The sequence below is a fragment of the Roseivivax isoporae LMG 25204 genome (assembly GCF_000521865.1).
In the GTDB taxonomy this organism is placed as follows: domain Bacteria; phylum Pseudomonadota; class Alphaproteobacteria; order Rhodobacterales; family Rhodobacteraceae; genus Roseivivax; species Roseivivax isoporae.
The window spans coordinates 1-13,052 of the sequence record NZ_JAME01000040.1 but is presented as its reverse complement, the minus strand read 5'-3'; the positions used below and the strand labels follow the sequence as shown (position 1 = coordinate 13,052).

General features: G+C 70.7%; 13 protein-coding genes. 5 read left to right on the top strand and 8 right to left on the bottom strand.

Annotation, left to right across the window (positions count from 1 at the left end):
* Window positions 1-63: 63 nt before the first annotated feature.
* Window positions 64-270: a 30S ribosomal protein S21 gene (gene rpsU / locus RISW2_RS19515; protein WP_007818122.1), complete on the top strand. Its 207-nt coding sequence runs from the start codon at window positions 64-66 to the stop codon at window positions 268-270.
* Window positions 271-379: 109 nt separating this feature from the next.
* Here rpsU and RISW2_RS19510 read toward each other — a convergent pair whose 3' ends face one another.
* The 3 genes from RISW2_RS19510 to RISW2_RS19500 all read right to left on the bottom strand — a co-directional run bounded on the left by RISW2_RS19510 (window position 380) and on the right by RISW2_RS19500 (window position 4,632).
* Window positions 380-2,242, bottom strand: coding sequence for a DUF1217 domain-containing protein (locus tag RISW2_RS19510; protein ID WP_043774201.1), 1,863 nt, complete (start codon window positions 2,240-2,242; stop codon window positions 380-382).
* Between the two features lie 125 nt (window positions 2,243-2,367).
* The gene (locus RISW2_RS19505; protein ID WP_043774200.1) at window positions 2,368-4,017 is read right to left on the bottom strand and encodes a BCCT family transporter; all 1,650 of its coding nucleotides are present in this window, start codon (window positions 4,015-4,017) and stop codon (window positions 2,368-2,370) included.
* 156 nt (window positions 4,018-4,173) lie between these two features.
* Window positions 4,174-4,632 (bottom strand): Lrp/AsnC family transcriptional regulator, encoded by a 459-nt coding sequence (locus RISW2_RS19500; RefSeq protein ID WP_043774199.1) that lies wholly within the window; start codon window positions 4,630-4,632, stop codon window positions 4,174-4,176.
* Window positions 4,633-4,768: 136 nt separating this feature from the next.
* On the opposite strand from RISW2_RS19500, the gene ald reads away from it, so the two are divergent.
* Both ald and RISW2_RS19490 read left to right on the top strand, forming a co-directional pair.
* The gene (gene ald, locus RISW2_RS19495; protein ID WP_043774198.1) at window positions 4,769-5,890 is read left to right on the top strand and encodes an alanine dehydrogenase; all 1,122 of its coding nucleotides are present in this window, start codon (window positions 4,769-4,771) and stop codon (window positions 5,888-5,890) included.
* A 33-nt stretch (window positions 5,891-5,923) separates the two neighbouring features.
* A complete protein-coding gene (locus RISW2_RS19490) occupies window positions 5,924-6,292 on the top strand; it encodes a YigZ family protein (RefSeq protein WP_043774197.1) in 369 nt (122 codons plus the stop codon).
* A gap of 7 nt (window positions 6,293-6,299) precedes the next feature.
* Here RISW2_RS19490 and RISW2_RS19485 read toward each other — a convergent pair whose 3' ends face one another.
* From RISW2_RS19485 to ftsY, 4 genes are read right to left on the bottom strand one after another with little or no spacing between them, the layout of a single operon-like run.
* The gene (locus RISW2_RS19485) at window positions 6,300-6,902 is read right to left on the bottom strand and encodes an inner membrane-spanning protein YciB (RefSeq protein WP_043774196.1); all 603 of its coding nucleotides are present in this window, start codon (window positions 6,900-6,902) and stop codon (window positions 6,300-6,302) included.
* A 54-nt stretch (window positions 6,903-6,956) separates the two neighbouring features.
* A complete protein-coding gene (locus tag RISW2_RS19480; protein ID WP_043774195.1) occupies window positions 6,957-7,859 on the bottom strand; it encodes an EamA family transporter in 903 nt (300 codons plus the stop codon).
* 46 nt (window positions 7,860-7,905) lie between these two features.
* A complete protein-coding gene (locus RISW2_RS19475; RefSeq protein ID WP_043774194.1) occupies window positions 7,906-8,301 on the bottom strand; it encodes a GNAT family N-acetyltransferase in 396 nt (131 codons plus the stop codon).
* Window positions 8,298-9,623, bottom strand: coding sequence for a signal recognition particle-docking protein FtsY (gene ftsY / locus RISW2_RS19470; RefSeq protein WP_043774193.1), 1,326 nt, complete (start codon window positions 9,621-9,623; stop codon window positions 8,298-8,300). The genes RISW2_RS19475 and ftsY overlap by 4 nt, the downstream gene beginning before the upstream one ends.
* A gap of 104 nt (window positions 9,624-9,727) precedes the next feature.
* On the opposite strand from ftsY, the gene RISW2_RS19465 reads away from it, so the two are divergent.
* Window positions 9,728-10,624 (top strand): lytic transglycosylase domain-containing protein, encoded by an 897-nt coding sequence (locus tag RISW2_RS19465; protein ID WP_043774192.1) that lies wholly within the window; start codon window positions 9,728-9,730, stop codon window positions 10,622-10,624.
* Between the two features lie 10 nt (window positions 10,625-10,634).
* On the opposite strand, the gene purD is transcribed toward RISW2_RS19465, so the two are convergent.
* Window positions 10,635-11,897, bottom strand: coding sequence for a phosphoribosylamine--glycine ligase (purD, locus tag RISW2_RS19460; protein ID WP_043774191.1), 1,263 nt, complete (start codon window positions 11,895-11,897; stop codon window positions 10,635-10,637).
* A gap of 140 nt (window positions 11,898-12,037) precedes the next feature.
* Here purD and xseA point away from each other — a divergent pair.
* The coding region (xseA, locus tag RISW2_RS19455; RefSeq protein ID WP_043774190.1) for an exodeoxyribonuclease VII large subunit at window positions 12,038-13,052 on the top strand (1,015 nt) is incomplete at its 3' end.

The following is a 13,052-nucleotide window of genomic DNA, read 5'->3' as shown; positions in this document are numbered from 1 at the left end:
TTGTTATAGGGCCACCTCCTGCATTTCCATGCAACTCCAACACAGAAAGGTGGTGACAACCACATGCAGGTCAGTGTTCGCGACAACAACGTCGATCAGGCACTTCGTGCCCTGAAGAAGAAGCTTCAGCGCGAGGGCGTGTTCCGGGAAATGAAGCTTCGGCAGCATTTCGAGAAGCCGTCCGAGAAGAAAGCCCGCGAGAAGGCCGAGGCCATCCGCCGCGCCCGTAAACTGGCGCGCAAGAAGGCCCAGCGCGAAGGGCTGCTGTAAGCGCTTCCGATCACGCGAAACGTCAGACGACCCCCGGGGCGGCAACGCCTTTCGGGGGTTTGTCGTTTGCGGGGAACGGTGCGCTGCCGTCCGCGGTTTCCCGCTGTCCTCAGCCTGCGCCGAAGAGCGTGAGCGCGCTCGTGTTGCCGAAGGGCTGGACCTGCGCGCGCTGCAGGGTTTGCGAGGCGGCGAGGAAGGTGCGGCGCATGTCCTCGATCCGCGCGGGATCGGCAAGGAGGTCGCCGATCGCCGAGGTCCCGTAGGCGCGTTCGGCCCACTCGCGCAGGATCGTCACCTGCCGGTCCACGTCGACGGTGCCGAAGTTCTGCGGCAGGCCGAAGCTCGTCTCGAAGAACAGGCGCAGGGGCTGCGACGAGAGGACCGCGAACCAGCGCCCGCTCTCGCTGCCGAAGCGCGCGGCGACGTCGCCGAGGTCGCGCTCGAAGCTCAGCGCGACGCGCAGCGTGTTGTCGATCTCGCCCACGCGCAGCTCGAACTGGCGTTCGAGATAGGCCTGCGTCACCGCCTCGGCGAAACCCGGGGGATAGGCGCGGCCCTCGGGGGCCGGGCGGAAATCCATGGCGGCGTGGAACGCGCGGTAGCGCGGATCGGGGTCGAGAGTGCCCGCGAACGGGCTTTCGGGGTCGAGCGAGTCGAGCGCGGCACGGGCGTAGCGCACGCCGGAGTCTCCGAGAGTGACGTCGAAGAAGGTCATCGTCGCGACCATCAGGGTGGGATCCGCGAAGAGCTGCGCGGGGTCCGCCGGTTGCGTGCGTCGCCCCTCGACCGCGTCGATGAGCCGGGTGATGCGGCGCTGTGCCTCGTCCTGCGGCGTGCCGCCCAGCATGGCGCCGAAGTCGAAGGCACCGGCGAGCGCGCGGTAGCGCGGGTCCTCCTGCCGGTTGGCGACCGACGCCGGGTCGGCAAGGTCCGAATCGAGCACCGACTTGAGAAAGGCCCGGTCCGCGCCCTCGAGCCCGAAGAGGTCGAGCGCGCGGCGCAGGAGGTCGGGGTCGTCGAGAAGCGCGTCCGACGTGCGCAGGGTGTCGAGCCTGTCGCGGATCGCCGCGGCGAAGCCGTAGACGGAGGTCTGCGCGGCGGCGCGCCGGTCGAACCCGAAGGCGCGGGCAAGCTCGCCGTAGCGCGGATCGCTCAGCGCGTTGGCGAAGGAGGCGGGATCGTCGGGATCGCTGTCGAGCACGCGCTTGAGGAAGTACGCGTCGCCGATCCGGTCCTCGAGCCCGTAGACGCGCAGCGCGCTGCGCAGGAGCGTGCGGTCCGCCAGAAGGTCGTCCGAGGTCGCGAGCGCCCCGAGCCGCGCCGCCGCCTCCTCGCCCGCACGGGCGACGAAATCCGCCGACAGGCCCGGCGCCTTGTCCTGGAAGGCGCGGGCGAGGCCGAGGTATCGCGCATCGCCCAGACGGTTCACCAGCGAGCCGGGGTCGTCGGGATCGGAGCGCAGGACGCGCGAGAGGAACACCGTGCGGTCGCGGTCGGCGCCGAGGTCGAAGGCGTCGAGCGCGCGGCCGAGGAGCGCGCTGTCGGCAAGCAGCGCCTCGACCGAGGGCACGCCGGCCAGTTCGTCGCGGAGCGCGGCGGTGGCGTCGGCTCCTGGCAGCCGGGGCGTGCCCGCGAAGTTGAAGCTGCGCGCGAAGGCCAGATAGCGCTTGTCGGCGAGACGGTTCACCAGCGCCTCGGGGTCGCCCGGATCGCCCTCGAGCACGCGGCGGATGAAGGCGGTGTTGGCGATGTCGTCGTCGAGCCCGAAGGCCCCGAGCGCCACGCGCAGGAGCGCGCGGTCGTTCATCAGGTCGTCCACGTCCTGCACTTGCGCGATGCGGTCTCGGAACTGCGCGATGTCGCGGGCAGGCTGCGCGGAGGCGGCGAGGCGCGCGATCTGGTCGTCCTGCGTCCGCCGCAGGTAGGCGTAGCCGGCGAGGCCGGTGCCGACGAGGATGGGCGTGAACGTCATGGAAGACCTCCGGCGCGGACATGCATGCGCACCGGTTCTACCCACGAAGTCTGAAGATCGGCTTGAGGAAGTCCCGCGACTTGTCGCGGATGGCCCCCCGCACGGATGGCGCGGGGGGCAGGGGATCACTCGGCCGGGCTCGGTTCGGACCGCGGCGGCGGTGTCGGGTCCGCGCCGTAGAGGTCGCCCGGCAGCTCGTTCGGCATGGCGTGATCGGCCTCTGCGTCGCTGCGGTACTTCTGGTTGTGGCGGTAGATCATCAGCGGATCCCAGCGGAGCGCCCGGACGAGCCCGATCAGGATCAGGAACACCACGACCGCGAAGGGAAAGCCCGCGACCACGGCCGCCGCCTGCAGCGCCGAGAGGCCCCCGGCCAGCAGGAGGACCGACGCGACCGCGCCCTCGCTCACCGCCCAGAAGATGCGCTGCACCTTCGGGGGATCGGGATCGCCGCCGGCGGTCAGCATGTCGATCACGAAGGAGCCCGAGTCCGACGAGGTGACGAACCACAGGACGATCAGCACGATGGCGAAGCCCGACATGAGGTCGGAGGCGGGGAAGTAGTCGAGCAGGGCGAACATCGCGTCGCCGTAGGAATTGCGCGTCGCCTCGACCAGCGTCGGGTCGCCCCCGAGCGAGATTTGCAGCGCCGTGCCGCCGAACGCGCAGAACCAGAAGAACATGATCGAGGCCGGCAGCAGCATGACGCCGATCAGGAACTCGCGGATCGTGCGGCCGCGGCTGATCCGGGCGACGAACACGCCGACGAAGGGCGCCCAGCTGACCCACCACGCCCAGTAGAAGATCGTCCAGGAGTTCTGCCAGGTGCCGTCCTCCTGCCATGCCTCGGCCCAGGTGCCCCACTGCACGAGGTCGCGCAGGTATGCGCCGTAACTCTGCACGTAGGTGTCGAAGATGAAGAGGGTGGGGCCCATGATCAGCATGAAGACGAGGAAGACCATGCTGAGCAGGATGTTGATGTTGGACAGCCGCTTGATCCCGCCGTCGAGGCCCGCCACCACCGACAGCGTGGCCATGGCGGTGATGATGGCGATGACGAGGATCTGCACCGTGGTCGACTGGCCGATGCCGAAGACCTGGCCGAGCCCGGAATTGATCTGCATCGCCCCGAGCCCGAGCGAGGTGACGATGCCGAACATGGTGCCGAACACCGCTAGGATGTCGACCACGTCACCCCAGAAGCCGAAGATCCGGTCGCCGAGCAGCGGATAGAGCGCCGAGCGGATCGTGAGCGGCAGGCCCTTGCGGAAATGGAAGTAGGCGAGGCTCAGCGCCACGATCGCGTAGACCGCCCATGCGTGGAAGCCCCAGTGCAGGAAGGACAGGACCATCGCCTGCTGCGCGGCCTCCTGCGTCTCGGGCTCGCCGACGGGCGGTGCGAAGTAGTGGTAGAGCGGCTCTGCCACGCCCCAGTAGATGAGCCCGATGCCGATCCCCGCCGAGAACAGCATCGCGGTCCACGAGAAGAGGTCGTAGGTCGGCGTCTCGTTCATGCGTCCGAGCCGGATGTCGCCGTAGCGTCCGAGCGCGAGGAAGATGACCGAGACCAGCAGCACGTTCACGAGCAGGATCATCGCCCATCCGAAGGTGCTGGCGAGCCATGCCTGCGCGCCCGAGAAGATCGCGGAGGCCGCGTCGTTGAAGAGCGCCCCGAAGAGGATGAACCCGACGATCAGGATCGCCGAGACGGAAAAGACGCGTTTGTTGACCTTCGGAAAGAACAGAAGGCGTTCCTGGGGCATCTTGTCGTGCATGTGGCGTGGCTCCCTGATCCCTTGCCGGCGGCAGGTTGTTGTTCTTCCGGCTGGTCACGAACTCTAACCCGCGGGGCGCGCGTTGCAAGCGCGGCCGGCGGCCGGGATGCGGACATGCATCCCAAGGCGTTGACGCGACGTCGGAATAAGCGGGGCTCAGACCGGCAGCGCGGTGGTGCGGAACACCGTGCGCAGCGCGAAACTCGACTGCATCTGCGTCACGTGGGGCAGTCGGGTCAGGTACTGGCGGTGAATCCGCGCGAAATCCTCGGTGTCCTCCGCCACGATCTTGAGCAGGTAGTCGGCGGAGCCGGCCATCAGGTGGCATTCGAGCACGTCCGGGACCCGCCGGATCGCGGTCTCGAAGGCGTCGAGCACCTCGTCGGACTGTCCCGACAGCGTGATCTCGACGAAGACGGTGGTCGGCAGGCCGAACTTGCGCGGGTCGAGCAGGGCCACATAGGCCGCGATCAGTCCCGCGGACTCGAGCCGCTGCACCCGCCGGTGGCAGGAGGAGGCGGACAGGTTGGCTTCCTCCGCGAGTTCGGCATTCGAGATGCGGCCGCGCCGCTGCAGCACCCTCAGGATCCGCAGATCCGTCTCGTCAGGCGTCATTTCCGGCAGGTCCTTCCGCAAAGCCGGCCGACCCTCGAAGATCCTCCGGATGTTTCCGCAAACAGCGGATCAAATCGGTCGAGAAATTGCAAGCGTCCGGACGCAGGATCCGCGCATGTCTCCAAGGGAGGATGTCATGAAGATCGGATGCCCCACCGAAATCAAGCCGCAGGAGTTCCGCGTCGGGATCACCCCGGGCGCCGCGGCCGAAGCCGTCGCCCATGGCCACGAGGTGCTGATCCAGTCCGGCGCCGGCCGCGGCGCGGGTTTCGAGGATGCGGCCTATACCACGGCCGGTGCGCGGATCGTCGACAGCGCCGAAGAGGTGTTCGCGACCGCGGACCTCGTGGTCAAGGTCAAGGAACCGCAGGCGGTCGAGCGGGCCATGCTGCGCGAGGGCCAGGTGCTGTTCACCTACCTGCACCTTGCCCCGGACCCGGAGCAGACGCGCGACCTGATCGCCTCGGGCGCCACCTGCATCGCCTACGAGACGGTGACCGACGGCCGCGGAGGCCTGCCGCTGCTCGCGCCCATGTCCGAGGTCGCGGGCAAGCTCGCGCCGCAGATGGGCGCGTGGACGTTGCAGAAAGCCAATGGCGGCCGCGGCGTGCTGATGGGCGGCGTGCCGGGCGTGCACCCCGCGCGGGTCGTGGTGATCGGCGGCGGCGTCGTCGGCACCCATGCGGCCCGCGTGGCGGCCGGCATGGGGGCGGAGGTCACGGTGCTCGACCGCTCGCTGCCGCGGCTGCGCTATCTCGACGACGTGTTCGGCGGCCAGTTCAAGACGGTCTACTCGAGCCAGGCGGCGACGGCCGAACTGGTGGCGCAGGCCGACATGGTGGTCGGCGCGGTGCTGATCCCCGGCGCCGCGGCGCCCAAGCTCGTGAGCCGCGCGCAGCTCTCCGGGATGAAGCCGGGCGCGGCGCTCGTCGACGTGGCGATCGACCAGGGGGGCTGCTTCGAGACTTCCCGGGCCACGACGCACCAGGACCCGATCTACGAGGTCGACGGCATCATGCATTACTGCGTGGCGAACATGCCGGGCGCGGTGGCGCGGACCTCGACGCTGGCGCTAGGCAACGCGACGATGCCGTTCATGCTGGCGATCGCCGACAAGGGCTGGAAGAAGGCCTGCGAGGACGATCCGCATCTCCTCGACGGTCTGAACGTGCACGCGGGCAAGCTGACCTACTACGCGGTCGGCCGCGCGCTCGGCATCGACGTCACCTCGCCGCAGCTGGCGCTCAAGGCGGCTTGACGCCTCCGCCATGGCCGGTGACAAGCCCCGGCCATGGCGCTTCTCATCCTCGACAACGTGCTGTCGGACCGCGGGTCGAAATACGCGGTCTCGGGCGGCCCGGCCGCGACCCGGGCCGAGGCCGAGGCACTGGTGAAGGAGCTGAAGCGCGGCAAGCGTTTCGCCAAGGCCACCCACAACACCTGGGCCGTGCTTCTGCCGGAGGAGGGGCCGGTCAAGGCCGACGACGGCGAGGCCGGGGCGGGCATGGTCATCCTGCGCATGCTGAAGCGCGCGGAGCTTGCAGGCCACGTGGTGATCGTGACCCGCTGGTTCGGCGGCAAGCACCTGGGCGGCGACCGGTTCCGCCACGTCCAGAGCTGCGTGCGCGCCTATCTCGACGAGATCGGCGTGGCGGGCTGAGCCGGCTTCAGGCCTCGTCCTCGCCGGTGCCGTAGCGGCGGAAGAGCCCGCCCTGGCAGAGGAAGAACGCGAAGAGCGCCGCTGTCAGGCCGAACGTCTTGAAATAGACCCATGCCTCGGTCGACATGGTGCGCCAGACGACCTCGTTGGCAAGTGCGAGGCCGAGGAAGAAGATCGTGACCCGTCGGGTCAGGATCATCCAGCCCGTCTCCTCGAGCGGCATCAGGCCCTCCATCACGTAGCGCAGGTAGCTTTGCCCGCGCAGGAGCCCGAAGCCCAGCACGCCGCCGAAGATCAGGTAGATGAGCGTGGGCTTCATCTTGAAGAAGCGGTCGTCGTTCAGCCAGACCGAGAGGCCGCCGAAGACCACGATCAGCACCACGGTCACCACCTGCATGCGGCTGAGCGTGCCGGTGAGTGCCCAGAGCGCGGCGGTCGCGGCCACCATGACCGGCACGAACCCCGCGGTGACGACGATGAAACCGTCGTACTCGGTGCCGCCGATGGTGAACACGCGGTCCTTGAGCCAGAGATAGGCCACGAAGAAGGCCACGATCGGGCCGAGTTCCAGCGCGGATTTCAGCATCGGGTTGATGTCGCGTTTCGCCATGCCGTCGAGGCTCCGTTTTCAGGTCGGGCTGGGGGTGGACCTGATATGGTCCGTTCAGCCGCCGAACTCAACGATGACCGCGCCGAGGGCGATCAGCGCCATCAGGGCGATGCGCCGGGGACCCACCGTCTCCTTGAGCACGAGCCAGCCTATGAGCGCCGCGAAGACCGTCGAGGTCTCGCGCAGGACCGCCGCCTCGCCGACCTGGTCGAGCCGCGTCGCAAGCATGATCGAGCCGAAGCTGCCGAAGGCCACGAGCCCGCCCACGAGACCGCGGAGCGCGAGCGGACCGAGCGGCGGCGCCTCTGCCATGCGGCGGTAGCGCCAGAGCGCGTAGGGCGGCATCGCCAGCGAATCGATCAGGAAGAACCACGCGAGGAAGGTGAAGGGATCGGCGCTCGCCCGGATGCCGTAGGCGTCGTAGGTGGTGTAGAGCGCCACGAAGAGGCCCGTCGCCACCGCGAAAGCCAGCGCCGAGCCGAGCGTCGAGCGGTCCTCGACCAGGAAGATGTAATTGTAGACAGCAAGCCCGAAGATGCCCGCCATCAGGACCGCGATGCCCAGCCATTGCATCGGCGCGAAGGTCTCGCCGAAGAGGATGTAGGCACCGATCACGGTGAAGAACGGGCCGGTGCCGCGCACCACCGGGTAGACCACGGTGAAGGCGCCGCGCGAATAGGCGAGCCCCTGCAGGATCTTGTAGGCCAGGTGGATCACGAAGACGCCGGCGAAGATCGGCCACATGTGCGGCTCTGGCCAGGGCACCACGAACAGCGCGAGGGGCAGGGCGATCACGCCGTAGCTCGCGTCGATGGCGCCGCGCGACAGCCAGGGGTCGTGGCGCCCTTTCTGCAGCGCGCCGAAGACCGCGTGCAGGAACGCCGCCGTGAGGGCGAGCACCATGGCGAGCGTATGGCCGGCCTCGGTCCCGTCGAGGGACAGGATCCAATCGCTCATGCGGCGGCGTCCGCGTCCGGGCCGGCCCCCGCGCCGTCGTGATGGGTCATTGCGTGATCCGTGCCATACCCGTCCGGATCTCGAACCCCGCACGCTTGCAGAGCGCGAAGGTGCCGGGATCGGCGATCATGCCGACCTGGCAGGTCGCCGGCAACTCGGTGTCGGCCCAGTCGAGGAGCCGTCCGAGGATCGCCGTTCCGATGCCCTGTCCGCGGAAGTCCGGGTCGACGGCGATGTCGACCACCTGCACGAAGCAGCCGCCGTCGCCGACGATCCGGCCGAGACCGACGAGCCGGCCCCGCGCGCGGGCGCAGACCGCGTGCAGCGTGCCGCGCAGTCCCGCCGCGGCGGCGGTGGGCGACGGACGGGGAAGCCCCGCCAGCCGGCGCAGCTCGAGATACTCGCCGACCTCGGGGACGGCGTCCGTCCAGGCCAGGCTCATGCGTCGAGGCCCGTCAATGCCGCCGCGAACTCGTCGGGGTCGAAGGGCGCGAGGTCGTCGATCTGCTCGCCCACGCCGATGGCGTGGATCGGCAGGCCGAACCGGTCGGCCAGCGCGACGAGCACGCCGCCCTTGGCGGTGCCGTCGAGCTTGGTCATCACGAGACCCGACACGTCGGCAAGCTTGCGGAAGGTCTCGACCTGGCTCAGCGCGTTCTGGCCGGTGGTCGCGTCGAGCACGAGAAGCGTGTTGTGCGGCGCGTCCGGGTCCTTCTTGCGGATCACGCGCACGATCTTCGCGAGTTCCTCCATCAGGTCCTGGCGGTTCTGCAGCCGCCCGGCGGTGTCGATCATCAACAGGTCCGCGCCGTCGGCCTGCGCCTTGGCCATGGCATCGAAGGCGAGGCTCGCAGGGTCCGACCCTTCCGGCGCGGTCAGCACCGGTACGCCGGCCCGCTCGCCCCAGATCTGCAGCTGCTCCACCGCCGCCGCCCGGAACGTGTCGCCGGCGGCGATCACCACCTTCTTGCCCGCAGCGCGGAACTGGCTCGCGAGCTTGCCGATGGTCGTGGTCTTGCCCGACCCGTTCACGCCCACGACCAGCACCACCTGCGGGCGCGCGGGGTAGAGGGGCAGGGGCTTCGCCACGGGCTCCATGATGCGGGCGATCTCCTCGGAGAGCAGTTCCTTGATCTCCCGCGTGGACACGCGCCGGCCGTAGCGCTCCTCGGCGATGTTCGCGGTCACGCGCAGGGCGGTGTCGACCCCCATGTCGGCGGCGATCAAGAGCTCCTCGAGGCTCTCGATCATCGCGTCGTCGAGCGTGCGGCGCATCACCGGCGCCTCCGCGGGTCCCCGTCCGAAAAGCCGGCCGACAAGGCCCGGCGCGCGGCGGCCGCGCTCGTCGTCCTGCGGCACCTCGACCGGGGTCTCGGGGGCGGGCGGCAGGTCGTTCTGCGGGATCTCGAGCGGCGTCACCGGCACGCTCTCGGACGGGCGCTGCGGCACGGGATCCGCGGGAGGCGGCGCGGCAGGACCCGGATCGGGCTCGGCCGGCGGCAGGTCCGGCACCGGGTCGTCAGGGACCGGCGCCTCCTCGGGCAGGTCCGGCTCGGGGGCCTCGTCCGGCATGCCCGGCGGCACCTCGTCGGGCCGCTCGGGCGGCGTCTCCGGCGGCGGCGGGGGCGTCTCGGGCGGGCGCGGCGGCGCGGACGGCGCGTCCGGCTCGGCGCTGCCGCCCTCCTCGACGATCGCGTCGAGCCCCTCCTCGAGCTTCGAGGACGAGCGGAAGAGGCGGTTCTTCAGCTTGCCGAAAAACGACATCGCGGCAGGTCTCCCGGGTGGTCCGTCCCATTCACCTAATCGCGATGCCGTCCGAGGGAAAGGCCCGTTGACGCCGCTGGCCCGGCCAAGGCTATGGTCGGCGCATGCTGCGCGCGGCGATCCTCGTCTGGGCCCTGGCCCTCGATGTCCTTCCCTCCCGGGCCCCCGCGGCGGAGCCCGGCACGCTCTGTTCCACCGGCAAGTGGAACCAGGTGATGTGCATCCGGCCGGCCCATTTCGTCTACGACACCTGCCAGGCCATCGGCTATTTCGCGCGCGAGAACGGGCTCGACCCGGGCTTCTTCGCGCGCCTCATCTGGCAGGAAAGCCGCTTCGACCCGAACGCGCTCTCGCCCGCCGACGCCCGCGGCATCGCGCAGTTCATCGACGGCACCGCCGCCCTGCGCGGCCTGCGCGAAAGCTACAATCCCGCCGCCGCGCTCGAGCATTCGGCGCAGTACCTGGGCGAGCTCGTGCGCCGCTTCGGCAATCCGGGGCTTGCCGCGGTCGCCTACAACGGCGGGGAGGCGCGCGCCGAGGGGCTCGTCGCCGGCACCGGCGGGCTCGCGCGCGAGACCGTGGACTACGTGCAGATCGTGACGGGGCTCACCGCCGAGGACTGGCGCGACGACCCGCCCGAGGCGCACGATTTCCGCCTGCAGCCCGGCATGCCGTTCGAGCCCGCCTGCCATGACCTCGCCCGCAACCGCCGCATGACGGCCTATCCGCCGCCGGAACCCGCCCAGGCGCCCTTCGGCGTGCAGGTGGCCTACGGGCTCAGCGAACGCGCGGCGCGGCGGGAATTCGACACGCGCACCCGCGCCTGCCGCTCGGTGGCCGACACCGCCCCGCTCGAGCTCGTGCATGTGCGCAACCGCGTCTCGGGCCGCAAGGGCTACGTCATGGCGCGGCTCGGGCAGGATACGGCGGAGGGCGCGCACGACCTTTGCCGCAGGCTCAAGGCCGCGGGCTGCATCTGCGCCGTCTACCGCAACGAGTGAGGCCCGCGCGTCAGAGCGCGCGCCAGCCGATGTCGCGCCGGCAGAATCCCTCGGGCCAGTCGACCGCGTCGACGAGCGCGTAGGCGCGGTCGCGCGCCTCGGCGAGGGTCGCGCCCCGCGCGGTGGCGTTCAGCACCCGTCCGCCCGCGGCGACGATGCGGCCGCTCTCCTCGGCGGTGCCCGCGTGGAACGTCATGCGGAACGAATCCTCCGGCAGCGCCGCGAGGCCGCGGATCTCCGACCCCTTGGAATAGGCGCCGGGATAGCCCTCGGCCGCCATCACCACGGTCATCGCGTGGTCCTCGGCCCAGTGCACCTGCGCCTCCCCGAGCCGCCCCTCGGCGCAGGCATGAATGAGGTCGAGCGCCTGCGCCCCGAGCCGCATCATCAGCACCTGGCATTCCGGGTCGCCGAAGCGGACGTTGTATTCCACGAGCCGCGGCCGACCGTCCCGGATCATCAGCCCCACGTAGAGCACCCCCGAATAGGGTGTGCCGCGCCGGACCATCTCGGCCATGGTGGGTCGCACGATCTCGTCGAGCGCGGCGCGCGTCACCTCCGCGTCCATGACCGGCGCCGGGGAGTAGGCGCCCATGCCGCCGGTATTGGGCCCGGTATCGCCCTCGCCCACGCGCTTGTGGTCCTGCGCGGTGCCCACGGGCAGCACGTCCTCGCCGTCCACCAGCACGAAGAACGACGCCTCCTCGCCCTCCATGAACTCCTCGATCACCACCTCGGCGCCGGCCGCTCCGAACTGGCCGCCGAACATGTCGTCGAGCGCGGCCAGCGCCTCGGCCTGGGTCATGGCGACCACCACGCCCTTGCCGGCGGCCAGCCCGTCGGCCTTGATGACGATCGGCACCCCCCGTGACCGCACGTGGGCCCGCGCCGCGTCCGCATCGGTGAAATGCGCCGACGCCGCCGTGGGCGCACCCGCCGCCGCGCAGATCTCCTTGGTGAAGGCCTTGGACGCCTCGAGCCGCGCCGCCGCGGCGGACGGCCCGAAGACGAGGATGCCCGCGTCCCGCAGCACGTCCGCCACGCCCGCGGCGAGCGGGGCCTCGGGACCGATGATCACGAGGTCGATGGCGTTCTCGCCCGCGAATTCCGCCACCGCCGCGCCGTCCTCGATGTCGAGCCGGGCACAGGTGGCGATGGCGGCGATGCCCGCATTGCCCGGCGCCACGATCAGCCGATCGCATTTGGGGTTCTGCAGCGCCGCCCAGGCCAGCGCGTGTTCCCGCCCGCCGCCGCCGAGAATGAGGATGTTCATGCCGCCGTCCTTGCCCGGTTTGTCCGCCGCCCGCCCAATAGCCGCCGGGCTCCCGCCGCACAAGCGGGCGGGCGGCGGCTTTCCTCACGCGCGCGGTCCCGCTAGGGTCGGCCCCGCGGAAACGGCGACGAGGCACGGCCATGGACCTGATCGAGGACGAGGACAGCGGCAACACGCCGGAATTCACCGTCTCCGAGATCTCGGGCGCGGTGAAGCGCACGATCGAGGGCGCGTTCGGCCACGTGCGCATCCGCGGCGAGGTCGGCCGCGTCTCGCGGCCACGCTCGGGCCACGTCTACCTCGATCTCAAGGACGACCGCGCGGTGATCTCGGGCGTGGTCTGGAAAGGCACCGCCGTGCGCCTCGACACCCAGCCCGAGGAGGGGCTCGAGGTGGTGGCGACCGGCCGGCTCACCACCTTTCCCGGCCAGTCCAAGTACCAGATGGTGATCGAGGACATCCGCCCCGCCGGGCAGGGCGCGCTCATGGCCATGCTCGAGAAGCGCCGCACCGCGCTCGCGGCGGAGGGCCTCTTCGACGAGGCGCGGAAGCGGCCCTTGCCCTTCCTGCCCGAGGTCATCGGCGTCGTCACCTCGCCCTCGGGCGCGGTGATCCGCGACATCCTGCACCGGCTGCGCGAACGCTTCCCGCGCAAGGTGCTGATCTGGCCGGTGGCGGTGCAGGGTGCGGCCTGCGCGCCCGAGGTCGCCCGCGCCATCGCCGGGTTCAACGCGCTCACGCCCGGAGGCGCGCTGCCGCGGCCCGACCTCCTCATCGTGGCCCGCGGCGGCGGCTCCATCGAGGATCTCTGGGGCTTCAACGAGGAGGCGGTGGTGCGCGCCGCCGCCGCCTCGGACATCCCCCTGATCTCCGCCGTCGGGCACGAGACCGACACCACGCTCATCGACTTCGCCGCGGACCGCCGCGCGCCGACGCCCACCGCGGCCGCCGAGATCGCGGTGCCGGTGCGCCGCGACCTCCTCGCCTGGACGGGCGAGATGCAGGCGCGGCTCGGCCGCGCCGTGGCCGACCGGCTCGACCGGCGCGCCGAGCGCCTGCGCGACCTCTCCCGCGCCCTGCCGCGGCCCGACGCGCTGCTCGATCCCGCGCGCCAGCGGCTCGACATCGCGTCGGAGCGGCTGCCGGCGGCGCTCT

Excerpts from the sequence above, each read along its gene's own strand:
- RISW2_RS19475 (WP_043774194.1), bottom strand. The coding sequence starts at position 8,301 with ATGAGCCTGGCCTGGACGGACGCCGTCCCCGAGGTCGGCGAGTATCTC.
- purD (WP_043774191.1), bottom strand. The coding sequence starts at position 11,897 with ATGAACATCCTCATTCTCGGCGGCGGCGGGCGGGAACACGCGCTGGCC.
- RISW2_RS19510 (WP_043774201.1), bottom strand. The coding sequence starts at position 2,242 with ATGACGTTCACGCCCATCCTCGTCGGCACCGGCCTCGCCGGCTACGCC.
- ftsY (WP_043774193.1), bottom strand. The coding sequence starts at position 9,623 with ATGTCGTTTTTCGGCAAGCTGAAGAACCGCCTCTTCCGCTCGTCCTCG.
- RISW2_RS19500 (WP_043774199.1), bottom strand. The coding sequence starts at position 4,632 with ATGACGCCTGACGAGACGGATCTGCGGATCCTGAGGGTGCTGCAGCGG.
- RISW2_RS19490 (WP_043774197.1), top strand. The coding sequence starts at position 5,924 with ATGGCGCTTCTCATCCTCGACAACGTGCTGTCGGACCGCGGGTCGAAA.
- RISW2_RS19465 (WP_043774192.1), top strand. The coding sequence starts at position 9,728 with ATGCTGCGCGCGGCGATCCTCGTCTGGGCCCTGGCCCTCGATGTCCTT.
- RISW2_RS19505 (WP_043774200.1), bottom strand. The coding sequence starts at position 4,017 with ATGCACGACAAGATGCCCCAGGAACGCCTTCTGTTCTTTCCGAAGGTC.
- ald (WP_043774198.1), top strand. The coding sequence starts at position 4,769 with ATGAAGATCGGATGCCCCACCGAAATCAAGCCGCAGGAGTTCCGCGTC.
- RISW2_RS19480 (WP_043774195.1), bottom strand. The coding sequence starts at position 7,859 with ATGAGCGATTGGATCCTGTCCCTCGACGGGACCGAGGCCGGCCATACG.
- RISW2_RS19485 (WP_043774196.1), bottom strand. The coding sequence starts at position 6,902 with ATGGCGAAACGCGACATCAACCCGATGCTGAAATCCGCGCTGGAACTC.
- rpsU (WP_007818122.1), top strand. The coding sequence starts at position 64 with ATGCAGGTCAGTGTTCGCGACAACAACGTCGATCAGGCACTTCGTGCC.